24 protein-coding genes are annotated in these 23167 nt (G+C 60.8%); 11 read left to right on the forward strand and 13 right to left on the reverse strand.

From position 1 onward, the window contains the following. The first annotated feature begins 55 nt into the window (after window positions 1-55). On the forward strand, window positions 56-676 hold the full coding sequence (locus I2G20_RS06470; protein ID WP_196258887.1) for a MarR family winged helix-turn-helix transcriptional regulator: 621 nt from the start codon (window positions 56-58) through the stop codon (window positions 674-676). Here the strand turns inward: I2G20_RS06470 and I2G20_RS06475 are convergent. Further along, complete coding sequence (locus I2G20_RS06475) at window positions 656-1519, reverse strand: LysR substrate-binding domain-containing protein (protein ID WP_196258888.1); 864 nt, start codon at window positions 1517-1519, stop codon at window positions 656-658. The two genes, I2G20_RS06470 and I2G20_RS06475, sit on opposite strands and share 21 nt — an antisense overlap. A gap of 107 nt (window positions 1520-1626) precedes the next feature. Between I2G20_RS06475 and I2G20_RS06480 the strand changes: the two genes are divergently transcribed. Then, the gene (locus I2G20_RS06480) at window positions 1627-1884 is read left to right on the forward strand and encodes a DUF1127 domain-containing protein (protein WP_196258889.1); all 258 of its coding nucleotides are present in this window, start codon (window positions 1627-1629) and stop codon (window positions 1882-1884) included. Window positions 1885-1946: 62 nt separating this feature from the next. On the opposite strand, the gene ndk is transcribed toward I2G20_RS06480, so the two are convergent. Then, on the reverse strand, window positions 1947-2369 hold the full coding sequence (ndk, locus tag I2G20_RS06485; RefSeq protein WP_196258890.1) for a nucleoside-diphosphate kinase: 423 nt from the start codon (window positions 2367-2369) through the stop codon (window positions 1947-1949). A 79-nt stretch (window positions 2370-2448) separates the two neighbouring features. After that, the gene (locus I2G20_RS06490; RefSeq protein ID WP_196258891.1) at window positions 2449-2775 is read right to left on the reverse strand and encodes an MmcQ/YjbR family DNA-binding protein; all 327 of its coding nucleotides are present in this window, start codon (window positions 2773-2775) and stop codon (window positions 2449-2451) included. Window positions 2776-2841: 66 nt separating this feature from the next. On the opposite strand from I2G20_RS06490, the gene I2G20_RS06495 reads away from it, so the two are divergent. The 3 genes from I2G20_RS06495 (at window position 2842) to I2G20_RS06505 (ending at window position 6543) form a co-directional block, all read left to right on the forward strand. Next, window positions 2842-4719, forward strand: coding sequence for an ABC-F family ATP-binding cassette domain-containing protein (locus tag I2G20_RS06495; RefSeq protein WP_196258892.1), 1878 nt, complete (start codon window positions 2842-2844; stop codon window positions 4717-4719). A 52-nt stretch (window positions 4720-4771) separates the two neighbouring features. Next, window positions 4772-5632 carry a DUF4344 domain-containing metallopeptidase gene (locus I2G20_RS06500; RefSeq protein WP_196258893.1) on the forward strand — a complete coding sequence of 287 codons (861 nt, stop codon included), beginning with the start codon at window positions 4772-4774 and terminating at the stop codon, window positions 5630-5632. 101 nt (window positions 5633-5733) lie between these two features. After that, on the forward strand, window positions 5734-6543 hold the full coding sequence (locus tag I2G20_RS06505) for a DUF4344 domain-containing metallopeptidase (RefSeq protein WP_196258894.1): 810 nt from the start codon (window positions 5734-5736) through the stop codon (window positions 6541-6543). A 30-nt stretch (window positions 6544-6573) separates the two neighbouring features. On the opposite strand, the gene I2G20_RS06510 is transcribed toward I2G20_RS06505, so the two are convergent. The 3 genes from I2G20_RS06510 to I2G20_RS06520 are packed head-to-tail and all read right to left on the reverse strand — an operon-like array spanning window position 6574 to window position 9182. Further along, the gene (locus tag I2G20_RS06510; RefSeq protein WP_196258895.1) at window positions 6574-7191 is read right to left on the reverse strand and encodes a YitT family protein; all 618 of its coding nucleotides are present in this window, start codon (window positions 7189-7191) and stop codon (window positions 6574-6576) included. 21 nt (window positions 7192-7212) lie between these two features. After that, window positions 7213-7665 carry a DNA polymerase III subunit chi gene (locus I2G20_RS06515; RefSeq protein WP_196258896.1) on the reverse strand — a complete coding sequence of 151 codons (453 nt, stop codon included), beginning with the start codon at window positions 7663-7665 and terminating at the stop codon, window positions 7213-7215. A gap of 17 nt (window positions 7666-7682) precedes the next feature. Further along, entirely contained in the window at window positions 7683-9182 is a 1500-nt protein-coding gene (locus tag I2G20_RS06520) for a leucyl aminopeptidase (RefSeq protein ID WP_196258897.1), read from the reverse strand. Between the two features lie 200 nt (window positions 9183-9382). Between I2G20_RS06520 and I2G20_RS06525 the strand changes: the two genes are divergently transcribed. From I2G20_RS06525 to rsmA, 6 genes are all read left to right on the forward strand, one after another. Beyond that, window positions 9383-10474: an LptF/LptG family permease gene (locus I2G20_RS06525; RefSeq protein WP_196258898.1), complete on the forward strand. Its 1092-nt coding sequence runs from the start codon at window positions 9383-9385 to the stop codon at window positions 10472-10474. Next, on the forward strand, window positions 10471-11550 hold the full coding sequence (locus tag I2G20_RS06530; RefSeq protein WP_196258899.1) for an LptF/LptG family permease: 1080 nt from the start codon (window positions 10471-10473) through the stop codon (window positions 11548-11550). The genes I2G20_RS06525 and I2G20_RS06530 overlap by 4 nt, the downstream gene beginning before the upstream one ends. Continuing rightward, window positions 11550-13874: an LPS-assembly protein LptD gene (locus I2G20_RS06535; RefSeq protein ID WP_196258900.1), complete on the forward strand. Its 2325-nt coding sequence runs from the start codon at window positions 11550-11552 to the stop codon at window positions 13872-13874. Before I2G20_RS06530 ends, I2G20_RS06535 begins: the two co-directional genes overlap by 1 nt. A gap of 78 nt (window positions 13875-13952) precedes the next feature. Continuing rightward, a complete protein-coding gene (locus tag I2G20_RS06540; RefSeq protein WP_196258901.1) occupies window positions 13953-14879 on the forward strand; it encodes a peptidylprolyl isomerase in 927 nt (308 codons plus the stop codon). After that, entirely contained in the window at window positions 14879-15880 is a 1002-nt protein-coding gene (gene pdxA, locus I2G20_RS06545; protein WP_196258902.1) for a 4-hydroxythreonine-4-phosphate dehydrogenase PdxA, read from the forward strand. The genes I2G20_RS06540 and pdxA overlap by 1 nt, the downstream gene beginning before the upstream one ends. Then, window positions 15877-16743 (forward strand): 16S rRNA (adenine(1518)-N(6)/adenine(1519)-N(6))-dimethyltransferase RsmA, encoded by an 867-nt coding sequence (gene rsmA, locus I2G20_RS06550; protein WP_196258903.1) that lies wholly within the window; start codon window positions 15877-15879, stop codon window positions 16741-16743. Before pdxA ends, rsmA begins: the two co-directional genes overlap by 4 nt. Here the strand turns inward: rsmA and gmk are convergent. The 7 genes from gmk to fabD form a co-directional block, all read right to left on the reverse strand. Then, window positions 16722-17363 (reverse strand): guanylate kinase, encoded by a 642-nt coding sequence (gene gmk / locus I2G20_RS06555; protein WP_246472918.1) that lies wholly within the window; start codon window positions 17361-17363, stop codon window positions 16722-16724. The two genes, rsmA and gmk, sit on opposite strands and share 22 nt — an antisense overlap. Window positions 17364-17372: 9 nt before the next feature. Further along, entirely contained in the window at window positions 17373-18266 is an 894-nt protein-coding gene (locus tag I2G20_RS06560; RefSeq protein WP_196258904.1) for a YicC/YloC family endoribonuclease, read from the reverse strand. Window positions 18267-18294: 28 nt separating this feature from the next. Next, window positions 18295-19440: an endolytic transglycosylase MltG gene (gene mltG, locus I2G20_RS06565; protein WP_196258905.1), complete on the reverse strand. Its 1146-nt coding sequence runs from the start codon at window positions 19438-19440 to the stop codon at window positions 18295-18297. A 107-nt stretch (window positions 19441-19547) separates the two neighbouring features. Then, window positions 19548-20807, reverse strand: coding sequence for a beta-ketoacyl-ACP synthase II (gene fabF / locus I2G20_RS06570; protein ID WP_196259326.1), 1260 nt, complete (start codon window positions 20805-20807; stop codon window positions 19548-19550). Window positions 20808-20840: 33 nt separating this feature from the next. Beyond that, window positions 20841-21077 carry an acyl carrier protein gene (locus I2G20_RS06575; RefSeq protein ID WP_090595791.1) on the reverse strand — a complete coding sequence of 79 codons (237 nt, stop codon included), beginning with the start codon at window positions 21075-21077 and terminating at the stop codon, window positions 20841-20843. 219 nt (window positions 21078-21296) lie between these two features. Continuing rightward, entirely contained in the window at window positions 21297-22034 is a 738-nt protein-coding gene (gene fabG / locus I2G20_RS06580) for a 3-oxoacyl-[acyl-carrier-protein] reductase (RefSeq protein ID WP_196258906.1), read from the reverse strand. Between the two features lie 28 nt (window positions 22035-22062). Next, the gene (fabD, locus tag I2G20_RS06585) at window positions 22063-23010 is read right to left on the reverse strand and encodes an ACP S-malonyltransferase (protein WP_196258907.1); all 948 of its coding nucleotides are present in this window, start codon (window positions 23008-23010) and stop codon (window positions 22063-22065) included. Window positions 23011-23167: the final 157 nt, after the last annotated feature.

The following is a 23167-nucleotide window of genomic DNA, read 5'->3' on the forward strand; positions in this document are numbered from 1 at the left end:
TGATATATCTGCCTCTGGCATTTACATGTCAATAGCATGTAATTCGAGGGTGCGAATGATCGACAAGAAGGACCACATAGAGGCCCTGCTCGGCCGCGTCGGCGCCGATCCACAGATCGTCGACGCTGTGATGCGGCTAGATGCCGTTATGCAGCACTTGCGGCGCAAGATGGCCAAGCGCGAGCTTGGCCGCCGGGCGATCGAAAAGCTCGACCTTCCACTTGAGCAGAGCCAGCTCGACGTGTTGTTCGCCATCGCGGCGCCGCTTTATGGGACGGATGCCGACAGCGAGACAATGGTGGCCACCGTCGCCGAGCGCCTTGCCATCGATCCTTCGCGGGCCAGCCGCATCGTAGCCGATATGGTCGGCGCCGGATTTGCCCGGCGTGCAGTATCGCAAGCCGATGCACGGCGCACGGTCGTCGAGCTGACCGAAAAGGGATTGGCCATGATCGATGCCGTACGGTCCTATAAATGGTTGATGATGGCGGATTATTTCGCCGGCTGGTCGCGCCAGGACATCGCAACCTTCGTCCCGCTCCTTGAGCGCTACACCGACTGGTTTAGCGATGTCGCCGCCAGTGAAGCACGGTTGGCCGGGGAAATTGCCGCCATCGCCGAAAGCGCCGCCTACCCGGCGAAAGATAACGGAAAATCAGGCCGCAAGAGCAGATAGCCGCAAGTGCTGCTGCAGATGCGCAATAAATGCTTCCCGCGCAGGATTCGTCCCGGGCTTGCGCTTCACACCGATCTCGGCACGGCCGAGTGGGCATTTGGCATCGAGCTCCTCGATAACGCGCAGTCCCTCGCTCACAAACCAGCGTGGCGCAACCGTGACACCGAGGCCGCGTTTAAGCGTCGTCGTCATCAGCGCAGCATTCGACGTGGAAAACGCCAGGCGCACCGAGCGCCCGTGCTTTGCGAGCGCTGCCTGGGCCATCTCGCGCCATGAGCACCCTTCGGACCACGCTGCGAGCGGCAGTGGATCGTTGTAATGCAAGTTGTGGCCCTCGCCGCCGATCCAGTGCAATTGATCGATGCGCAGCAATTCGATGTCGGCATCGCCCGAATGACAGGAAACGAAAACCGCATCGAACTCGCCTGCCGCAAGCCCTGCTTTGAGTATGGTGGACGTGCTCGTCGTGACACTGACCAGAACGCCGGGCTGGGCCTTGGTAAAGCTATCCAGCACCTCGGGGAAAAAGGCCTGCGCATATTCATCGATTGCGCCGACCTTAATGTTTCCTGTCACCTCAGGCGGCCGGAACGCATGGAGGGCCTCGTCGTTCAGCCGCACCATCGAAGCGGCGTATTCGAGCAGCTTGTGGCCCTCGACGGTCAGGATATTCCGTCGCCCTTCCTTTTCGAAAAGGTTCACACCCACGATCTCCTCGAGCCTCTTCATCTGGGCGGAAACGGTGGATTGCGTCTTGTTCACCTTTTCTCCGGCGGCGCCGAAACTTCCCGTCTCGGATATGGCCAGGAATGTCCTCAGGAAGTCAGGATCGAGTGAATACACGGCCAGAACCTCTCATCGAATTTCTCGATGAAACTAACAAAAAACATTCGTTAGATCAATGAATTTGAATGCGTCATGATTGTCTCATCCAAGAAGGAGACACTCAAATGACGACATATCACGACGAAGAAGACCTTCCCCGGGAGCGGCTTTTCGGCGCGTTTCTTGTCGCCCTTGGGACCGCTTTCACCACTTGGCGGGCTGAGCGCGCAAGGCGTTTGGCACAAAGGCGGGCGATCATCCTGATGACGGAAATGCCCGACTGGCAATTGCGCGATATCGGCCTTAATCGCGGCGACGTTGATCGGCTCGTTGCCGAACACAGAATCGTTCTCGACCGCGCCGCCGCCTACCAATCGTGCTGAGCCTGAAATGGCCAATAAAAAAGGCCGCCCAAGGCGGCCTTTTTTATTCCTTGGGTATCGGTCTAGCCGACAATCTCTTCGTCCTTGAAAAAGAACTTGATCTCTTCAGCAGCGGTTTCCGGCGCGTCCGAACCGTGGACCGAATTTTCACCCACCGAGAGCGCAAATTCCTTGCGGATGGTGCCCGGCGCGGCGTCGGCGGGATTTGTTGCGCCCATCACTTCGCGGTTCTTGGCGATCGCGTTCTCGCCTTCGAGGACCTGCACGACCACCGGGCCGGAGATCATGAAGTCTACGAGTTCGCCAAAGAACGGACGTTCCTTATGTACGGCGTAGAACCCTTCGGCCTGCTCGCGGGTCATCCGGATGCGCTTGGACGCAACGACGCGCAGCCCGGCTTCCTCGAACTTGGCAATGATCTTGCCGGTCAGGTTGCGCGCGGTAGCGTCCGGCTTGATGATCGAAAAGGTGCGCTGATTGGCCATCTGTCTGTGGTCCCTGAAAATAAATGGATCGGAAGGTGGCGCCTTTTAGCCTCCCTCCATTGCCGTTGCAAGACAGTGGCTAGCTCTGCGACAACAAGGATTTGGGCGCAACGTTTCGCCAGGCCATGCGCAAGGCGCTCTTGAGGGTGGTTGCATCCACTGATGGTAGTTGGATGCGCGTCCAGCCCTTCGCTCCCCAGCTACCTGGAACCGGCGAAAACATTTCCGGCTCGGTCGCACACAGCATCTCCTGCTGTTCGGGCGTCAGCTTGACCACGGCATACTCGGAATCCGGCAACGTAGCGAAGACCTTGTTTCCCACTCGGAAATCGGCCTTTCCCATATGCCCGCTTTCCTGCGCCCCAGGCAGGGCCAAAGCGAACTCCCGCACCTCGTTCGCATTCATTGACGCCTCCATTCACAATCAAGAGTGTTGCACTCATCGGCGCTGAACGATAGGTGAGCCGCCATTATGCTTACGATTTCCAACCTTCACTACAAGATACAAGGCCGGTCCCTCTTCGATGGCGCCTCGGTCACGCTGCCGACCGGCGCGAAGACCGGATTCGTGGGCAAGAACGGGTCGGGGAAGACCACGCTCTTTCAATTGATCCAGGGATTCATCTCGCCCGAACAAGGCACCATCGAACTCGCCAAACGCGCACGTATCGGGGCGGTCGCGCAGGAAGCGCCAGCAAGTGCGATGAGCGTCATTGACATGGTGCTCTCGGCGGACAAGGAGCGGACGTCCCTTCTCGCGGAAGCCGAAACGGCGCAGGACCCGCACAGAATTGCTGAAATTCACACGCGGCTGGCCGACATCGATGCTCATACTGCGGAAGCGCGTGCCAGCGCTATCCTCAAGGGCCTGGGCTTTGCACTGGATCGACAGAACGGCCCCTGTTCCGAGCTCTCGGGCGGGTGGCGGATGCGCGTCGCGCTGGCGGGCGTGCTGTTCTCGCAGCCCGATCTTCTGCTGCTTGACGAGCCGACCAACTACCTCGATCTCGAAGGCACCCTGTGGCTCGAAAAGTATCTGGCGACCTATCCCTATACGGTCTTCATGATCTCCCACGACCGCGACCTGCTCAACAAGGCGGTAGACTCGATCATCCACCTCGATCGCGGCAAGCTCACTTTCTACAAGGGCGGCTACGATACCTTCGAGGAAACCCGCCGGATGCAGATGGAGCTGCAGAACAAGGCGCGGGATAAAACCCTCGCCCAGATCGAGCATATGCAGAAATATGTCGACCGGTTCCGCTACAAGGCCTCCAAGGCCAAGCAGGCCCAGTCGCGCCTCAAGGCCATCGCAAAGCTCAGGCCCCCCGAGGCGCTGTTCGACGAATTTTCGGCGCCCTTCACCTTCGCGCAGCCCAAAAAAGCGCAGGCTTCGCCGATGATCGCCTTCGATGATGTCTCGGTAGGGTATGGCGAAAAGGTGGTGCTGCGCAGGATCACCAATCGCATTGATCCCGACGACCGCATCGCTTTGATTGGCGTTAACGGCAACGGCAAGTCCACTTTTGCAAAGCTGATTGCGGGCGATCTCAGGCCGATGGGCGGCAAGCTCCAGCGTGCCAAGACGCTGGAGGTCGCTTATTTCGCCCAGCACCAACTCGACAAACTCAAGCCCGACCAGACGCCCTACGAGCACATCATCGACCTGATGCCTCTGGAAAGTGAAGCAAAACGCCGTTCGCGGATCGCGCAGATGGGGCTTTCGACCTCGCGCATGGATACCAAGGCCGCCAATCTCTCGGGCGGTGAACGGGCGCGATTGCTGATGGGGCTGATCACCTTCCAAGGCCCGGGAATGCTCATCCTCGATGAGCCGACCAACCATCTCGACATCGACAGCCGGGACGCGCTGGTTCACGCGCTCAACGAGTACAAAGGGGCCGTGCTCATCATAAGCCACGACCGGCATTTGATCGAAGCGACGTGCGATACGCTATGGATTGCCGAAAACGGCACGGTCAGCGTGCTCGAGGAGGATCTGGATGGCTACCAGCGCACATTGCTCGGGGCGTCAGGCAATTCAGGGGGCGGCACGTCTACACCCAACCGCAAGAAGGAAAGGCAGGAGGCCGCCGCGCGGCGCGCTGAGTTGGCGCCCCTGCGGAAGGAAATCAAGGGTATCGAGCAAAAGCTGGAATGGAGACGCGCCGATCTTGGCAAGGTCGAGACCAAGCTGGCAGATCCTGCGATCTATTCCGGCGAGCCAGATCGCGCGATCCAGCTCGGCATCGAGAAGTCCCGGCTGGAAGCCGAAATTGCCGCTCTGGAAGACACATGGCTCGAAAAGAGTGCCGAGTTCGAAGACGCGGCCGCTGCGATAGGTGATTGACGGACGCCCTTCTCCGCGATTTGCTTGCAGGGGGATAGCTTTGGGGGACCGAATGCAAACGCTCGGCAAGTTGATGGCGGTAGCGATCGCTTTTGGGGGGCTTGCCGCACCCGCTTGGGCACGAGAGCTGACGAACGCCCAGCGGGATGCGGCGATCGCATTCATGCTCAACAATACCCGGCATACCCTGCTCCATGAGATTGGGCATCTGTTTGTCGATCAGTTCGAACTGCCCGTTCTCGGTCGCGAAGAGGATGCCGTCGACAATTTCGCCACCCTCACCATGCTGGCGGAGGGCACGCCCGAAAGCCTGCAGGCGCTGATTGATACGGTGGATGGCTGGATCTACTCGGAACAGCAAACCACGCGGCGGCGCTATTCCAATTCCGACTTCTACGGGATGCACAGTCTCGATATCCAGCGTTCCTTTGCGATGGCCTGCCTCATGGTCGCGCACGATTATGATCGGTTCACCTGGTTTGCCACGCGCGTGGGACTGCCCCACAATCGCCAGGAAAGCTGCGAAGAGGATCTGCGGTTGACCGGGTATGGCTGGGAAAGCGTACTCAAGCCCCATGTGCGGGCCGGGCAAACTGCGAACTCTCAGGTGTCGGTCGTCTACCGTTCCCACGATCCCGCCTACCGCGATATCGCCGCCATCCTCAAGCAAAACCTCGTTCTGGAAAACACGGCGGACTGGCTGCGCAAAACATACGTTCTGCCGCGACCGGTCCGGCTGACTGCGGAAGAATGCGGGCAGGTCAATGCGTTTTACGACCCCACCACGCGCGAAGTCATTCTTTGCTATGAGTGGGCCGATTACTTTTATGAACTTTTTATAAGCGATATCATGGATATACGTGAACATTTTGCGGAAATGCGCAAACTCAAGCTCGAAAAGCTCGACCGTTAACCGCCTGCCGCAAATCGGATTTCCCAGCCCCGCAGGGTTAGCTATAATGTGCGACGGATCGGTCGTCCGGCCGAACGCATTTTTTGGGGGTATCACATACAATGGCAAAACGCCGCCGTTTGGCTGCGGGTGTCGCTTCGGCAGCGATCCTTGCGGCAATCATTTCGCCTGCGTCCGCGCAAATGACCGACGACGCCTTCTACGACGAGTTCGCATTCAACAACTCGCTTTTCGTCGTGTACCATGAAATCGGCCATCTCCTCATCGGTGAGCTCGGCCTTCCGGTTCTCGGCCGGGAAGAGGACGCCGCCGACTCCCTCGCGGCGCTCCTCCTGCTGTTGGAGGAAACCGACGAGGCCGACCAGGCCCTGATCGACGCCGCTGATGGCTGGTATCTGTCTGATGCGTACGCTGCCGAGGAGTCTCCCGAATACGATCTGGACTCCTTTTATGGAGAACACAGCCTTGACCTCCAGCGTTCGTTCGCCGCCGTCTGCATGATGGTCGGGGCGAACATGGAAGTCTTCACCGAGGTCGCGACCGAATTCGGAATGGACGAGAATAGGCAGTCGAGTTGCGCTTTCACCTTCCAGCAAGCCGCCTCAAGCTGGTTCACGCTCCTTGAGCCGCACATGTCCGACACCGGTCCCTCTGTCCAGATCACCGTTGGCTACCACCCGAGCGAAAACTTCTCCGAAATTGCAGCCATGCTCGAAGAAGGCGAACTGCTCGAGTATGCCGCGACGCAGGCGCTCATGGGATTCGAGTTGCCCCGCGATGTCGTGATCATTGCAACCGAATGCGGCGTGGCCAACGCCTTCTACGATCCGGAGGATGGAAGCGTCGTGTTCTGCTACGAACTCGCGCAATACTTCCGCGATCTTATCGTTTGGGCTTCCGAAGAACAGTGAGACATGCGGCGGGCGCGTTAGCCGCGCCCGTCAACTCACTCCCATGTATCGGCCGGGCTTGTGATTGAGCAGGATGACCATGCTCAACGCTGCGGCACCAATGATCGAGAGCACGACACGGTCGAGCGGCAGAACAAAAAAAGCTACTGCCAGGATAGCCAGGTCGATTCCGAACTGCACATAACCGGCAGGGACATTGTGCCGGTCCTGGAGGTAAAGGGCGAGGATGTTGACGCCGCCCAGGCTCGCGCGGTGTCGGAACAGGGCAAGAATGCCCATTCCCATCAATACCCCACCAGCCACTGCCGCAAATAGCGGGTTGATGCCTGAAATATCCAGCCACGCCGGCATGAACGCGGGATAGGCCGAGACCAGGGCGACCGAAATGAACGTCTTGACCGTGAACTGCATCCCCATGCGGAGGAAAGCGAGCAGGTAAAACGGCAGGTTCAACACAAAGAAGACAGAACCGAATGGCAAGCCGGTGACATATTGCACCAGAAGCGCGAGCCCCGCCGTGCTGCCGGTCGTCAGGTGCGCTTCGGAATAGAATGTGACGCCCAGCCCTACGAACAGGGTGCCCACTGCGATGGCTGCGGCATCCTCCGCCAGCGTGTGCCGGGCCGGCTTGTCGGAAACGGGAACCAATTCAGTGCTCCGTTTTGATAATCAGGCCTTTTTCGACCACCGCCCGTTGGCATCCTGCTGCCAATAGGTGAGCGCGTATGTATCCTTGAGGTCGCGCCATAACGTGCGCGCCTCGGTTACGGCGTCGGGGTCGTGGCCGTCAAAGATGTAGACGAGGCGCGCATAGTCCTGGCCCGGCGCGGGCGTCGCGCGGTCAACAAAAAAGCGGATATCGGCCCCATGCGGGTTTTCCGGCCCGTTTGTGAGGAGAATAGGCTGGAGCGCGTCCTGCGCACTTCCTGTCGCAGCGCCATGCGGCAGAAAACTGTCGTCGGCATAGGTCCAGAGCGCGGCATCGAGCGCTTCGAGCCGTTCGGCCGATCCCACTTCCACCACGGCCTTCCACCCGCGCTCCAGTGTCTTGTCGAGCAGAACCGGCAGGACTGAATCCAGCGGACGGGTTTCCAGATGATAAAAGAGCAGTTCGGTGGCCATTGGCGCGCTCGAAGGTGTCATCCCTGGTTTTCGTAATGGTCTCGGACCAGCCTGTCGAGCAGGGCAACGCCAAAGCCCGTGCCCCAGGACGTGTTGGTTTCCGTATTGGGCACCCCGAAGGCCGTGCCGGCAATGTCGATGTGGGCCCAAGGCACGTCGCCAATGAAGTGCGCTAGAAATTGCGCCGCCGTGATTGACCCTGCAGGGCGTCCGCCCGAATTCTTCATGTCCGCGAAGCGACTTTCAATGAGTTTGGCATAGGCCGGCGACATGGGCATGCGCCAGCATTTCTCGCCTGACGCAAGCCCAGCCCTGATAAGCCGGTCGGCCAGCGCATCGTCGTTCGAAAAGACCGCTGCATGGTCGTGGGCAAGCGCAATTGTCACCGCACCGGTGAGCGTGGCGAGATCGATGATGGCGGAAGGCTTGAAGCGGCTCTGTGTGTACCACAGCGCATCGGCCAGGACGAGGCGACCCTCGGCATCGGTGTTGATGATTTCGATGGTCTTGCCCGACATGGCGGTGACGATATCACCGGGCCGGTAGGCCTTGCCATCCGGCATATTCTCGACCAAGCCGATGATGCCCACCGCATTGATAGGCGCCTTCCGCAGCGCCAGGGTCTTCATGAGCCCGGTGACAGCCGCAGCTCCGCCCATGTCACCCTTCATGTCGAACATCGGCAATGCGGGCTTGATCGATATGCCGCCGGTATCGAACACGACCCCCTTGCCCACGAAAGCAAGGGGCGCGGCCTCCTTTGCCCCGCCCTTCCATTGCATGACCACGAGACGAGCAGGTCGCTCCGACCCTTGCGCCACGGCCAGCAGTGCACCCATCCCGAGTTTTTCCATGTCTTCGGGCGCCAGTATCTCGACTTCGATGCCGAATTCGGACAACAGGTTGGCATGGGCAGAAAATTCGACGGGCCCCAGGACGTTGGGCGGCTCATTGACCAGCGTGCGGGCCAGCAACGTGCCTTCGACGGTGGCCATGCGCTGGGCCAAGGCCGACTCCATGCCGTCCTCGCTACGGAGATGCACGGTTACCGCCAGATTTGTGGATTTGCCGTTCGCAGGCTCGGCGGTCTTGTAGCGATCGAAACTGTATTGGCGCAGGCGCAGGCCCGCGAGCAGGGCGGCAACACCATCCGGAGATTGCCCCGGTTCGTCTATGACGACCGCAGCTGAATCGACGCCGAGAGAATCGAGCTTGGCAAAAAGCGAACCGCCGCGGTCGGCCCAGACCGTTTCGCCGCTCATGTCCCCGTTCCTGCCGCGCCCCAGCACGACGAGCCTGTCGCAATCAAGCCCGGATGGCGTGACGAGATCAATCATGTGGCCCGGCTTTCCAGCGAATCCGGTGGCGCCGGCGACGTTCTTGAAATCGAGGCCAGTTCGCGCCCAGATGGGCTCCGCGAGGCCGTCGGGGACGCCGTTCTCAGCCACATAGATTACAATGGCGCCAGACCGCGATACGGGCTTGCTTGTGTAGGCAATGTTAAGAACTTGGGGCATCTGCGCAGCGACTCAGCAAGCGGTTGGGGTGAACGCTCCAACATCGGCATCGAAGGGGGCAAGGTCAATGAGCGCCTGGCGCGGCCGCATTGTTTTCCTGCCAATGTTATTTAGCCCCAGGTGTGTCGCCGCGACGCTATCGTCCTGGGCTGCCTTGCGATACAAACAATTTGACCGAACCGGCCGCCTGTAAGGACAGTATGGACCGTCTTTCCCGATATCTGTTGACCCAGTTTCTCGCGCAGGCGCTGACAATCTTTGCGGCAGGTGGCGTGCTGATCTGGCTGATGCAGCTTTTGCGGTTATTCGACCTCGTGGCTGCGAAGGGGCAGAATTTCCTGACCCTCATGGGCCAAAGCGCCCTGACGACGCCGACCTTTGCCCGTTCGATCCTCTATGTGTGCTTTGCCATCGGGCTGGTGCGCGGGCTTAGGGCCCTGCATCAATCGCGCGAGTTGCACACCATCCACGCTGCCCAGCGCACGCCGGCGCTTTGGGGTGCCGTTTTTGCCTTTACGCTGATCGGTGCGACGGCGGTGACGCTGGTCGCTAACTGGATCGAACCCCATTCGCGGCGGATCGCGGCGGACTGGTCGGCAGAAATCGCAGCGGACGTGGTGGGCCGGGCGCTGGTCCCGGGGAGATTTTCGGAAATCGAGCAGGGCCTCGTGTTCTCGATTTCCGGACGGCATCCCGATGGAACGCTGATAGATTTCTTCTTTGACGATTCGACCAATACCGACACACGCCGTACCTATTTCGCCGATACGGCAAGCGTTTTCCAGGATGACGACGGCTACCAGCTCATTCTCAATGACGGCGCCATCCAGTATGAAAACCGCGTGCGTGGCGGGCTGAGCCAGATCCGGTTCGTGCAATACCACATTAGCCTCGCCAGCCTGATCGATGCAGGCTCGCCCAACCGTGGCATCGATCAAGCCGACACCTTGGACCTGATGGAGAGGATCGCGGCCGAGGAAATCCGCAACCCCGAGGCCGCCATCGCTACAATCCACGGCCGACTAGCCGATACGCTGCGCGCACTGGCGCTTTGCGCCTTTGTCGCTGCGCTCTGCGCCTTCCCAGACGGTAAACGGGCCGCCAAGCGACTGCCCCTCGAATTGGTGGTCCTGCTCGTCGCCTTTGCCGAACAGGCGGTGAGCGCATTCTCCGGTGGCGGGGCTAACCATTATATCTCCCCTGCCCTCATCCTCTTTGCCAGTCTCTTGCTCCTTTGGCGCAAGGCGTCCCGGGCTTCCTTGCCATGGTCGGGCTGGAGGCGCGCGCAATGAACCGCATTGGACGCCTACTCTGTATCCGGCTTGCCGCGCGTATAGGCTTGGTGGTCGGAATTTTTTTCGGCATCATCCTTCTGGTCGAGTTTCTCGATACTGGCCGCTTCAACCAGACCGCCACGCTTGCTGGTCCTTGGACGGCGACCGGGCTCGCCTTTCTCAGCGCGTTGCGCTGGAGTTTGCTCGGGCTGCCGGTGACGGTGCTGATTGGCGCAATCGTGGCGCTGATCGATCTGCACACGCACCGCGAAATGGTCATCGTCAGCGCGGCTGGACACTCGATATGGACCGCCCTGCGCTGGCCGGTGCTGATGACCCTGGTCGCCGGCGTGGTGGTGACCACCGTGGTCGATAGCTACGCGATCCGTATTTATCAACAGTTCGATGCTGCCCAGATCGGGTGGGGTCGCGCTTACGGTGTCCAGAACCGCGCAACGTGGTTCAATCAGACCGGAGACGACGGCAACTACATGCTGTTCGCTCGCAACGTCCTGCGCGGCGGGTCCGAATTGCGCGGTATCACGGTGTTCCGGCTTCTCGAAGACGGCGAATCCGGGACCCGCATCCATGGCGAACGTGCATTTCTCGAAAGCGGGTATTGGCGGATCGAGAAGGGCACCGTGCTCGACGTGGACCGGGCTCCGCGGGCGTTCGACATGATGGAACTTGCCACGACCGCGACCCTCTCCGAACTCAGCCTCAAGCTTGGGACGGCCGAGGATCTTTCCTGGTTCGGTCTGCGCGAGGCGCTGCGACGCGGGATCAACGATCCCTTTGCCCGATCGGCTGCCGAGACGCGGTTTCATAAGCTCAATGCCATGCCGTTCGTGCTTATCGGATCATTGCTGATTGCGTTTGCCTTTACCGCCGGTTATCGAAGAGCCGGGCATTATGGGTGGACTATCCTGTTTGGTATCGCGTTGGGCCTCATTGTGTTTTTGATTATGGAAATGGCCGACAGGGCCGGAACGGCTGGCGTTCTCGATCCCATTGCCGCTGCCTGGGGGCCTGCCATCGGTGCCATAGGAATCGGCTTGACGATCATCCTGCTACGGGAGGACGGCACGGTTTGATGGGGGGAACGTCGCGCAGACATGCCGCGTTGCGCGCAACCCGCACGGTTGCGCTGGCCGTTGCGCTCGCCTGTGCGCCTGCCCTCCCGGTCAGTGCCCAGCAGATTTTGCCGCCCGATTTCTTCTCGCGCATCCCGACCGAGGTGGCCGGCCGGCTCTCGCTTGAGGCCGATGTGATGGTGTTCGACCAACGGTCCGACGCCGTGATTGCCGAGGGCAATGTCGGCATTCGGTACGCCGGCTTCCGGGTCACTGCGGATCGCGCGATCTATTACCAGCGTTCCGGTCGGGTCGAACTGGTCGGCAATGTCGCCTTCATCGATCCCCTGGGGCACGAATACATCGCCGAACGCGTCGAACTCGAAGACGGATTCCGACGCGGCTTCCTCGAAGCCTTGACCGTTGCCCAGCCCGACGGCACCTGGTTGAGTGCTGCGGAAACGAGCTTCGATCAGGGTGTCGAGCGCATCTATATCGATGGCACGTATGCGCCTTGCGGTTCGTGCGTTGACGAGAACGGCAATACGATCGGCTGGAAAGTCAGGGCGGCCCGTGTCGTCACGGACGAACAGGAACGCGTCGTCTATTTCGAGCAGCCTTCCCTTGAATTGCTCGGCGTTTCGGTATTGCACCTGCCCTGGCTGACAATGCCGATGGACGAGGATGTCGAGTTTCCGGTCGCCAGCTTCGACAACCGCTACGGTATTGGGCTGCACCTTCCTCTCTTTAACTATCGGATCTCGGGCGGGACGCTCTTGCTGATGCCCTCCCTCTATTCGCGACAGGGCTTCATGCTGGGCGCGCAATGGCGGCAAACGGTGGGCGATCTTACTTATACGGTTGCGGGTTCGGGCATCTATCAACTCGATCCAGGTGCCTACAATGGGCTTGCGAACCGGCCGTTTCGCGGTCACTTGCAAACCACCGGAAAGTTTACGCCCACGGTCGAATGGACGATGGGCTGGTCGTATACTGTCGCAACCGACCCGAGCTACCTTCGCGATTACCGGATCGAGAGGCGGATCATTCGCAATGAGGTCTATGCCACCCATCTGAACGAGACCACCTTCGCCGACGTACGCTTCCAGCAGTTCGTACCCCAGACCGTCCCGGGCAATGGTGAGAGTGCTGCAAGTCATCAGGCGCGTTTCGACAACGCGGTCGAGCGCCAGGCCCTAACCCACCCGAACGCCCGGGTCGAACACGTGCAGGATCTCGGAGACGATAATGACCGGTTCGAGTTTTCGGCGCGCCTGCTGGGTTTGACGCGCCTGCAGGACCACCAATCCAGGATTTTCGGCGGCCAGCGTTATGTCCATGGCTATGAAGGTCAATCGGCCCATTTGATGCTGCAGGGTGCCTGGACGAACCAGTATATCGTGCCCGGCGGACTAGAGGTCTCGCCCTATCTGGGCCTCCGTGGCGATGCGGCCGGATATGACGGCTCGAGCGCTCTGGCATCAGCGCCAGCTGCGCAAACGCTGCTGTCCGCCACGCCGATCGCGGCGCTCGACGTCCGCTATCCGTTGGCGGTGCGCGCCACAGGCGCGACGACGATCATCGCGCCGATCGTGCAGCTGGTTTATCGCGACGGCCCGCCCGTACCCGGAATCACCAACAATGATTCCCAGAACGTGGATCTCGACACCGCAAACATTTTCTCCTTCAATCGTTTTTCCGGCGCGGATCGGCAAGAAACAGGGTTGCGGGCCAATGTCGGTGTAACGCTCGACACCAGTTTCGATGACGGCGGCTGGCTGTCTGCCAGCATCGGGCAGTCGCATCATCTGGCAGGTCCGAACGGTTATGCTACCGCAGACGGGTCGACGGGAGGCGTCGGAACGAGCCTGGAATCGGCGTCCTCCTATATTGTCGCAGGACTGGAAGCGGGCTTTGGCGAGTTGTTCAGCGGCGGCGGTCGGCTCCAGGTCGATCCGGCGACGGGCGCCATTCCCGCGGCCAATATGCGCGCCACGATTGCTCACGAAGGCTATGCCGTTTCCGGAACCTACGCATGGGCGGACGTCAATCCTGCGCTGGGCATTACCCAGGAGCGACACGACGTCGGCGCCGACGTTACCATTCCGATCGCCGATTACTGGCGGGTCAGGTTCGGAACATCTTATGATCTTGTCGCGAACCAGTTGCTGACAACCAAAGGTGCTCTGGAGTATGACGACAGATACCTCGCCTTTGGCGTAGGCACGCGGCTGGGTGGGCCGGTTTCGAACTGGGGCAATGACTTCAGGGTTGAATTCAGCTTGCGTCTGCGCGCTGCGGGCAATCGTGAGGTGGTCGGTCTGGGGTATAGTTGGGACAACTAGTCCCCCCGCAGATTTTGGCCGCAATTGTGAGTGAAGAAGAGGCGCAATAACCAAGCAACGCGCCGGGGAGTTTCGGACATGATGGTACGCTCAATTGCAGCACGGATGGCGGCGGCCTGGCTGGCTTTCGGCTTGGTGCTCGTAGCGACCGCCGCGGTGCACGCACAAGCCGTGCGCGTGACCGTAAACGGCACACCGATCACCGACCAGATGATCAACGAGCGGGCTCAGCTCCTGCGGATCGAGGGTCGGGGGACGAGCAATTCGGCGCGGACGCAGATGGCGACCGACGAGTTGATCGATGATGCACTCAAGCTCGCCGAGGCTCAGCGGATCGGCGTCACCGTTTCGCCAGGTCAGGTCGACGGGGCCTTTACCACCATTGCCCGCAATATGAACGTGAGCGCCACCAATCTCACCCAGATCCTGACCCAGAACGGGGTCAACCCGCAGACGCTTCGCTCGCGGCTGCAGGCCGCCATCGCCTGGCAGGCCGTGGTACAGCAGGCCATTTCTCCGCGCATCCAGCTCTCCGAACTCGATCTCGATCTGCGGGCCGCCGAGCAGGTACAACAGACGTCGAGCTTCGATTACATCCTCAAGGAAGTCGTTTTCGTGATTCCGCAGGGATCGGGGGTATCGGCCTCACGCCGCACGGCGGAGGCCAACCAGTATCGCAGCCGCTTCCAGGGCTGTGACTCGGCTGTGGATCTCGTCCTTCAATTCAGCGACGCCGCAGTGCGCGATATCGGGCGCCGCCACGCGACCCAGCTTCCCGACGCCATTGCGGCTGAGCTTGCGCGGCTCAATGTCGGACAGATCACCAGCCCTCGCGTGGTCGAGCAGGGTGTTTCCATGCTGGCAATCTGCGAAAAGGCAGAAGCGCGTGACCTGACGTTCATCAAGGATGAACTGCGACAGGAGGCTGGGACGGAAGCTCTGATTGCCGAGGCCGAAGCCTATCTCGCGCGGCTGCGCCAGCAGGCTGCCATCGTCCGCCGTTGATGTTCGGATCAGGGCCCAAACCGCTCGCCCTCACGATGGGGGAGCCTGCGGGTATCGGCCCTGACCTCATCCTGCAGCTATATGCGAAAAGGGAGTCGCTCGACCTACCTCCATTCGTCGTGTTCGGTCATCGCGGCCTGCTGGCGGCCCGGGCGCGGCGGCTGGGGCTCGATTTTGACATTGTCGAGGTGACCGCGGTGTACGTCCCCGCAGGCTTTGCCGACGCGCTTCCGGTCGTTTCGATGGATGGCGAGGTAGCGGATACGCCCGCCGAGCCCGATCCCAATGTCGCTCCCATTGTCATCGGTTCCATAGCAAATGCCGTACGCGCGATCCGCCATGGCCATTTGCGCGGGCTGGTGACGGCTCCCATCCACAAGGCAACGCTCTATGGCGCTGGGTTCGAATATCCCGGGCATACGGAGTTTCTCGCCGCGCTTGCTGCAGAGGACGACACCATACCGCGTCCAGTGATGATGCTCGCGCATGACGACCTGCGGGTGGTGCCGCTGACTGTCCATATCCCGCTCGCGGACGTCCCGGACGCCGTGAATCAGGAATTGATCCTCGAAACCGTGCGCATTGTCGATGCCGATCTGCGCAACCGCTTCGCAATAGCCCGCCCGCGGATAGCGATTTCGGGGCTCAACCCTCACGCGGGGGAAGACGGTACTATCGGCCGCGAAGAGATAGAAGTGATCTCGCCTGCCCTAGAAATTCTCCGTGCTGACGGGCTGGACGTTTCCGGACCGCATCCCGCCGACACGATTTTCTACCCGCCCCACTGGCGCCGCTATGACGTGGTGGTGGCGATGTATCACGATCAAGCACTGATCCCCATTAAGACGCTGGCTTTCGATGCAGGGGTCAACGTCACGTTGGGCCTGCCATTTGTCAGGACCTCGCCAGATCACGGCACGGCATTCGCCCTCGCTGGAAAGGGTGAAGCCTCCACAAATTCCATGTTGGCGGCGATCAGGCTGGCGGACGCAATTTCATGAGTCTTATCGATACGCTGCCGCCGCTGCGCGAGGTGATCGCCGAACATGGCCTGCGCGCAAAAAAGGAGCTCGGGCAGAATTTCCTGCTCGATCTCAACCTCACCATGCGCATCGCTCGGGCTGCCGGCGACCTGACGGCGAGCACCGTCATTGAAGTCGGCCCCGGGCCGGGCGGCCTCACGCGGGCGCTCCTTGCAGCAGGCGCGAAAAAGGTCATCGCCATCGAACGTGATGAGCGCACCCTGCCGGCACTCGCGCAGATTTCGAACGCTTATCCCGGGAGGCTCGATGTCATTTTGGCCGATGCGCTCGAGACCGACTACCGCGCGCTTTCCGATAGCGACACAAAGATTGTCGCCAACCTTCCCTACAACATCGCAACGCCGCTGTTGACCGGATGGCTGTCGCAGGAACCCTGGCCCGCCTGGTTCTCCTCGCTCACGCTGATGTTTCAGAAGGAAGTCGCCGACCGCATCGTCTCGAGACACACGGACGATGCCTATGGTCGTCTCGGTGTCCTCGCAGGATGGCGCACCGACGCGCGAACGGTAATGAAGGTCGACCGCAACGCCTTTACGCCCCCGCCCAAGGTAACGTCCGCGGTCGTCCATCTCGTCCCGAAGCCCGTAGCTCCCGATATCGCTGTCCGCGCTTTGGAAGAAATAACCCGCCACGCCTTTGGCCAGCGCCGCAAGATGATCCGGCAGAGCCTCAAGGGCCTGAACGTTCCGTTGGACGCCTTGTTCGCAGCCACGGGCCTCAAAGGCGACGAGCGCGCCGAAAACCTTCCCGTCGCTACCTATGTCGAGCTGGCGCGCGAGGTTGGAAAGTTACGGCGCGCCTATCCTAGCGCGGCGATCTGAGCCTTCAGGTCCTCGACAAACCCGCCGAGTTTCGTTTGCCGCTGGCGGGCGAGGCGAGCACTGGCGAGGATGGAACGGACCATCTGGACCGATTGTTCGAGGTCTTCGTTGACCAGCACGAAATCGTACTCGTCATAGTGCTCCATCTCGATCAGCGCGTTGCGGAGACGCTTCTCGATCGTCCCGCTGCTGTCCTGAGCCCGGCGCTCCAATCGTGCCCGAAGCTCGGCAATCGAGGGCGGCAGGATGAAAACCGTGACCATATCGTCCCGGCATTTTTCGTAAAGCTGGAGCGTCCCTTGGTAGTCGATGTCGAAGAGGATATCCTTGCCCGCAGAAAGGCGCTCCTCCACCTTCGAACGCGGGGTTCCGTAGAAGTTCCCATGCACTTCTGCGGACTCGAGCAAATCGCCGCTCTCGCGCATCCGGGCGAATTCGGCCTCGTCGATGAACCAATAGTGGGTTCCATGGAGCTCGTCCGTGCGGCGCTGACGGGTCGTGACGGAGACGGACAATTCTATATTGGGGTCCTGCGCGAACAGCGCACGCGAGATCGATGATTTTCCTGCACCGGACGGCGAAGCGATCACGAGCATGACACCGCGGCGCGCGAAGTCCATCAAAGCCCCCTATTCCAGGTTCTGAACCTGTTCACGTAACTGATCGATCGCCGCCTTGAGGTCAAGTCCGATGGCGGTCAAGCCCACATCATTGCTCTTGGAGCAAAGCGTGTTGGCTTCGCGGTTGAATTCCTGGGAGAGAAAATCGAGTTTGCGCCCAATGGGGCCGCCCGCGGCCAGCAATGCCCTTGCCGCCTTGCTATGGGCTGCGAGCCTGTCGAGTTCCTCGCGGATATCGGCCTTGGTCGCCAGGAGCAGGGCTTCCGCATGAAGACGATCTTCGGAAAGCCCGTTGGCAGCCTCGGTAAGCGCGGAGATCTGTTCGGAAAGGCGCGCGAGAATCGCCTCACGGCTACGCCCGGGGTGGTTTTCTGCGGCTGCCGTCAGGGTTTCGATTTCCCCGACCCGCGCGCTGAGGACCGCACCGATGCGTTCCCCTTCCACGCGTCGCGTTTCAACAAGGGCGGCCATTGCCAGTTCGACGCAGCCAAGTATCGCGGCGTTGAGCCGTTCCTCGGCATCCGGGAGGAGCGGCGCCTCTTTCGTATCCAGAACCCCCTTGAGAGCGAATATACCGTCGAGGCTAGGTCTTCTGGCATCGATGCGGTCCCCAAGAGCATCCATTGCTGCGAGGATGGCGTCGAGGGCGTGGGTGTTGATGACAAGTTCGGTCGAGGCAACGTCGCGCTGGAGATTGATGAAAACCGAGAACGATCCCCGCGCCGCGCGCTCTCCGATCAGGCGGCGAATGTCGGCTTCGAGACCATCGAGGCCGGGGGAAAGGCGGGAGCGGATATCGAGCCCGCGCCCATTGGCCGACTTGATCTCGACAAGGATGGTCGCGCCTTCCGCCTCTGCAGAAGCGCGGCCGAATCCGGTCATCGAGGCGAGCGGTTTGCTCATGGCGCGGGCTTTCTCTCCTAAAGTGCGGTCAATTGCCGTTTCCAGCCGTCGCGTCTTCATCCCCAAGCACGCCTGCTTCCTCGGCCTCTTCAGCGGCCAAGGCGTCCATTGCGGCTTGTGCTTCGGCTTCGGCGCGCTCTTGGGCCGCCTGGCGCTCAATCTCGCGATAAGCGGCAACGTTCCGCTGGTGCTCAGTATAGGTACGCGCAAAGACATGGCCATCGGAGGGCACCGCGCCTGCCGCGACGAAATAGAGATAGTCGTGATCGTCCGGATTAGCGACCGCCCGGAGCGACTGGATACCGGGATTGGCAATCGGCCCGGGAGGCAGGCCATCGATCTGGTAGGTATTGTATGGTGTCACCTGGTCTATCTCTGATCGACGCAGTCCACGTCCGAGGGTCGATTGGCCCTGGGTAATACCATAGATGATGGTCGGGTCGGACTGGAGCCGCATGCCTATGCGCAAGCGGTTGACGAAGACACCGGCAACCTGCGGGCGCTCGGACGCCAGACCGGTTTCCTTTTCGACGATCGACGCAAGAATCAGCAACTGCTCGGGTGTCTCGATCGGCAGATTGTCCGAACGCTCCGCCCAAACGGAGGCTAGAGCCGTATCCATAGCTTCAGCCATCCTGGCAATCACGCCTTCGCGCGATTCGCCCCGCTGATATGCGTATGCTCCCGGCAACAGGCTGCCCTCGGGTGGGAGTACAGAAATGTTTCCACTGAGATTCTGGTCGGCATTGACCCGCTCAACCACCTGCCATGAGGTAAAACCTTCCGGAATCACGACCTGAAGCTGGATCGCACGGCCCTCAGTCAACTCACGCAGGATATCTGACATGGATGAGCCAGCGGCAATGTTGAATTCTCCGGCCTTGATGTCGGCATCGCGCTTGAGCGCGCTCGCGCCGAGCCGGAACACCATGGCGTTTGAGATCAGTTGCTGCTCTTCGAGACGCTGGGCCACAGTCGCCAGCGCATTGCCGGGCTCGACGACAAAGGTGCGATCCTCCCCGAACGGCCCATCGGCATTGAAGGTCACCACGCCATAAATGGCGACGCCGGCGACGGCGAGAAGCACCAGAAGTACGAGCGTCAGCAGCCCGTTCAGTGCTTCAAGGAAACCGTTTCCGGAGCGGCGGCGCGCCCGTCTCTTTCTGTCAGCCATGACGGTAGCTCATCCTGATTCTTCATAGGGGTCGGGCGACCCGGTGATCAAACGCCATATGGTCGAAAAATTCCGGCAAAAACAAGAGGCTCAGCCGGCGCCGGTCCTTAAACCTTGCGGAAGACCAGCGACGCATTGGTGCCGCCGAACCCGAAGGAATTGGACAACGCCACATTGATCTCTTTTTGGACCGGTTTGTGCGGCGCAAGGTTGATGACCGTCTCGACGGACGGATTGTCGAGATTGAGCGTGGGTGGCGCGACATTGTCGCGCATGGCGAGTAGGGAGAAGATTGCTTCGATTGCTCCAGCCGCTCCGAGCAGGTGCCCGGTCGCCGATTTGGTGGAACTCATCACGACATTGGCAGCATGATCGCCGAGAAGACGGGTTACCGCGCCCAGTTCGATTTCGTCGCCGAGCGGTGTCGAAGTGCCGTGCGCGTTGATGTAGTCGATTTCGGCCGTCGAAATGCCGGCACGCTTGATGGCCGCCGACATGGACCGGAAGCCGCCGTTGCCGTCTTCGGCGGGCGCTGTGATGTGATGCGCGTCGCCGGAAAGCCCATAGCCGATGACTTCGCCGTAGATCTTGGCGCCGCGCGCCTTGGCGTGCTCGTATTCCTCGAGCACGACGATCCCTGCCCCTTCGCCCATGACGAAGCCATCGCGGTCCTTGTCATAAGGTCGTGAGGCTTTTTCGGGGGTATCGTTGAAGCTCGTCGAAAGCGCGCGGCAGGCAGAAAAGCCTGCGAGCGAGAGCCGATTGACGGGAGATTCCGTTCCGCCCGCCACCATCACGTCGGCATCGCCGAGCATGATGAGCCGGGCAGCATCGCCGATGGCATGCGCGCCGGTGGAACACGCGGTGACAACCGAGTGGTTCGGACCCTTCAGGCCGTGTTCGATGGAAACATAACCCGAGGCCAGGTTGATGAGCCGACCGGGAATGAAGAAGGGGCTGATGCGGCGCGGCCCCTTTTCCGCGAGAGTGATCGAAGCATCGTAGATGCCCCCGATACCCCCGATACCCGAACCAATCAGGACGCCTGTGCGTTCCTGCTGTTCGAGGGTCTTTGCCTCATAACCCGCGTCGCGCAACGCTTGGGTCGAAGCGGCCATCGCGAATACGATGAACGGATCGACCTTACGCTGTTCCTTGACGTCCATCCAGTCATCCGGATTGTATTTCCCTTCGGAGGTGTCTCCGAGGGGAATACGGCAGGCGATCTGGCAGGGGATGTCGTCGACCTGGAAATCGGTAACGCGCTGCGCCCCGCTTTTCGAGGCCAGCATGTTGGACCAGACGATCTCGTGACCGACGCCCAAGGGGCTGACGATCCCGAGACCCGTTACGACAACGCGACGCATGGTCATGGGTACGCTAACCGGCCAGCGGCCGATTTATGCGGTTGCCTTGGTCAGGAACGCGACAGCGTCACCGAACGTCTGGATGGATTCGGCGGCGTCGTCGGGGATTTCCACGCCGAACTCTTCCTCGAAAGCCATCACGAGCTCGACCTGATCGAGCGAATCCGCACCCAGATCGTCCATGAAGCTGGCCTTTTCGGTGACCTTGTCGGCTTCGACGTTAAGGTGTTCCACGACGATCTTGCGGACGCGATCTTCGATGTCGCTCATACTGAGTTCCTTTTTTCAGACAATCGTTTGTTGATCTTGGGCATTGTTTCAGCGGGGAACCTAAACACAAGCTTTTCAATCAGCTCCACCGCAGTGCCGGGACAAAGAATTTTTGGCTCTCTTCCTCGCTGTCCGGCCACAATGTGCCGGCGCACTTAACACACTTTCTTGGCGATGACCATATCGCCAACGCCTGTCAACGCAAGCCCTTTCCTCGCTCTAAAGCATAACCATCCCGCCATTCACATTGAGCGTGTGGCCGGTGATATAGCCGGCGGCATCGCTGGCAAGGAACGCCGCGCAGGCGGCGACTTCGTCGGCTGTGCCGAGGCGACCGGCAGGCACCTTCTGCATAATGGTTTCGTGCTGCTTTTCGTTCAGTTCGTCGGTCATGGCCGAGGCTATGAAGCCCGGGGCGATCATGTTGACGGTAACACCGCGGCTCGCGACTTCGTATGCGAGCGCTTTGGACATGCCGCCAAGGCCCGCCTTGGTTGCGGCATAATTGCCCTGGCCAGGATTGCCGACGACACCGACGACCGAAGTGATCGAGATGATGCGGCCGAAGCGGCGTTTCATCATGCCCTTCACCGCTGCGCGCGTCAGGTGGAAGGGCGCGGTGAGGTTGATCTTGAGGACATCGTCCCACTCCTCGTCCTTCATGCGCATGAAGAGGTTGTCGCGCGTCATGCCGGCATTGTTGATGAGGATATCGAGTCCGCCCATGGTGGCTTCCGCGTCCGGGACGAGGCGCTCGACGGCGTCGAGATCGGAAAGATTGCAGGGCAGGATATGGGTCTTGCCCGAAATGCCTTTTGCGACATCTTCGAGGGCGCCCATGCGGGTTCCGCTGAGCGCGACTTCAGCCCCCTGGGCCGCGAGCGCCTTGGCGATCGCGCTGCCGATGCCGCCGCTCGCGCCAGTGACCAATGCCTTTTTACCGGTGAGGTCGAACATGATGGCTACCTTCTTTTCTTCTTGAGCCTCAGCCACGCGCGGCGATCAAGGCTTCGATGTCCTCTGCCGTCCCAACGGCCTGAGCGGTCAGGCCGGGATCGATGCGCTTGGCAAGTCCGGTCAGGACCTTCCCGGTGCCCAGTTCATAAAGTTCGCTTACGCCGGCATCCTTGGCCAGCCAGCTCACGCTCTCAGTCCAACGGACCATGCCCGTAACCTGCTCGACAAGTCGGTTGCGGATTTCGCCGGGATCGGAAATCGGTCGCGCAAGGACATTGGAGACGACCGGCACCACCGGCGCCTTCATCTCGACTGCCGCGAGCGCCTCACGCATCGCCTCGGCAGCCGGCGCCATCAGCGCGCAATGGAACGGCGCGCTCACGGGCAGCGCCAGGGCGCGCTTGGCGCCCTTGCCCTTGGCGAGTTCGATAGCCCGCTCGATCGCAGCGAGGTTACCCGAGACGACGACCTGTCCCGGAGAATTGTCATTGGCGACGTCGCAGACTTCGCCTTGTGCGGCCTCCGCGGCAATCGCCTTCACGTCGTCCATCTCCAGCCCCAGCAACGCTGCCATGGCGCCCTGCCCCACCGGCACGGCCTGCTGCATGGCGCGGCCGCGGATCTGCAGGAGCCGCGCGGTGTCGGAGAGCGAAAACGTGCCGGCCGCGCAAAGAGCGGAATATTCGCCCAGCGAATGACCGGCGACATAGCTGGCGGCACCGGCCACCGTTACGCCCCGGGCTTCCAGCACCCGGATCACCGCCATCGATGTGGCCATCAGCGCGGGCTGGGCATTCTCGGTGAGCCGCAGCGTATCCTCGGGGCCCTCGAACATGATCGCCGAGAGCTTTAGGCCCAGCGCATCGTCGACTTCGGCGAACACCTCACGGGCTTCGACGAAATTATCGGCGAGATCGCGGCCCATGCCGACGGCCTGGCTACCTTGGCCGGGGAAGGTGAATGCAGGTTTGCTCATGATCCCTCCGAACGATTGTTCTTTATTGACGGAACTTTATGGCGCGGTGATGGGCCGCGCAACTGCCCGCAATGCCGCGCAGTGTCAAGGCGGGAGCCCAACAAAGCTGCGGATAATCGGATCCGCCCGGCAGTTGACCGAAGTCAAGGCGCCGGTC

The sequence above is a fragment of the Pelagibacterium limicola genome (genome assembly GCF_015694405.1).
Lineage (GTDB): Bacteria > Pseudomonadota > Alphaproteobacteria > Rhizobiales > Devosiaceae > Pelagibacterium > Pelagibacterium limicola.

What these genes read in the sequence shown, in the direction of transcription:
- I2G20_RS06480 (WP_196258889.1), top strand. Translation starts at nt 1,627, where the DNA reads ATGACGACATATCACGACGAAGAAGACCTTCCCCGGGAGCGGCTTTTC.
- I2G20_RS06520 (WP_196258897.1), bottom strand. Translation starts at nt 9,182, where the DNA reads ATGCCCCAAGTTCTTAACATTGCCTACACAAGCAAGCCCGTATCGCGG.
- I2G20_RS06500 (WP_196258893.1), top strand. Translation starts at nt 4,772, where the DNA reads ATGCAAACGCTCGGCAAGTTGATGGCGGTAGCGATCGCTTTTGGGGGG.
- I2G20_RS06490 (WP_196258891.1), bottom strand. Translation starts at nt 2,775, where the DNA reads ATGAATGCGAACGAGGTGCGGGAGTTCGCTTTGGCCCTGCCTGGGGCG.
- mltG (WP_196258905.1), bottom strand. Translation starts at nt 19,440, where the DNA reads ATGGCTGACAGAAAGAGACGGGCGCGCCGCCGCTCCGGAAACGGTTTC.
- I2G20_RS06470 (WP_196258887.1), top strand. Translation starts at nt 56, where the DNA reads ATGATCGACAAGAAGGACCACATAGAGGCCCTGCTCGGCCGCGTCGGC.
- rsmA (WP_196258903.1), top strand. Translation starts at nt 15,877, where the DNA reads ATGAGTCTTATCGATACGCTGCCGCCGCTGCGCGAGGTGATCGCCGAA.
- I2G20_RS06575 (WP_090595791.1), bottom strand. Translation starts at nt 21,077, where the DNA reads ATGAGCGACATCGAAGATCGCGTCCGCAAGATCGTCGTGGAACACCTT.
- I2G20_RS06560 (WP_196258904.1), bottom strand. Translation starts at nt 18,266, where the DNA reads ATGAGCAAACCGCTCGCCTCGATGACCGGATTCGGCCGCGCTTCTGCA.
- I2G20_RS06495 (WP_196258892.1), top strand. Translation starts at nt 2,842, where the DNA reads ATGCTTACGATTTCCAACCTTCACTACAAGATACAAGGCCGGTCCCTC.
- I2G20_RS06535 (WP_196258900.1), top strand. Translation starts at nt 11,550, where the DNA reads ATGGGGGGAACGTCGCGCAGACATGCCGCGTTGCGCGCAACCCGCACG.
- I2G20_RS06505 (WP_196258894.1), top strand. Translation starts at nt 5,734, where the DNA reads ATGGCAAAACGCCGCCGTTTGGCTGCGGGTGTCGCTTCGGCAGCGATC.
- fabG (WP_196258906.1), bottom strand. Translation starts at nt 22,034, where the DNA reads ATGTTCGACCTCACCGGTAAAAAGGCATTGGTCACTGGCGCGAGCGGC.
- I2G20_RS06530 (WP_196258899.1), top strand. Translation starts at nt 10,471, where the DNA reads ATGAACCGCATTGGACGCCTACTCTGTATCCGGCTTGCCGCGCGTATA.
- gmk (WP_246472918.1), bottom strand. Translation starts at nt 17,363, where the DNA reads ATGGACTTCGCGCGCCGCGGTGTCATGCTCGTGATCGCTTCGCCGTCC.
- I2G20_RS06540 (WP_196258901.1), top strand. Translation starts at nt 13,953, where the DNA reads ATGATGGTACGCTCAATTGCAGCACGGATGGCGGCGGCCTGGCTGGCT.
- I2G20_RS06515 (WP_196258896.1), bottom strand. Translation starts at nt 7,665, where the DNA reads ATGGCCACCGAACTGCTCTTTTATCATCTGGAAACCCGTCCGCTGGAT.
- fabD (WP_196258907.1), bottom strand. Translation starts at nt 23,010, where the DNA reads ATGAGCAAACCTGCATTCACCTTCCCCGGCCAAGGTAGCCAGGCCGTC.
- pdxA (WP_196258902.1), top strand. Translation starts at nt 14,879, where the DNA reads ATGTTCGGATCAGGGCCCAAACCGCTCGCCCTCACGATGGGGGAGCCT.
- ndk (WP_196258890.1), bottom strand. Translation starts at nt 2,369, where the DNA reads ATGGCCAATCAGCGCACCTTTTCGATCATCAAGCCGGACGCTACCGCG.
- fabF (WP_196259326.1), bottom strand. Translation starts at nt 20,807, where the DNA reads ATGCGTCGCGTTGTCGTAACGGGTCTCGGGATCGTCAGCCCCTTGGGC.
- I2G20_RS06525 (WP_196258898.1), top strand. Translation starts at nt 9,383, where the DNA reads ATGGACCGTCTTTCCCGATATCTGTTGACCCAGTTTCTCGCGCAGGCG.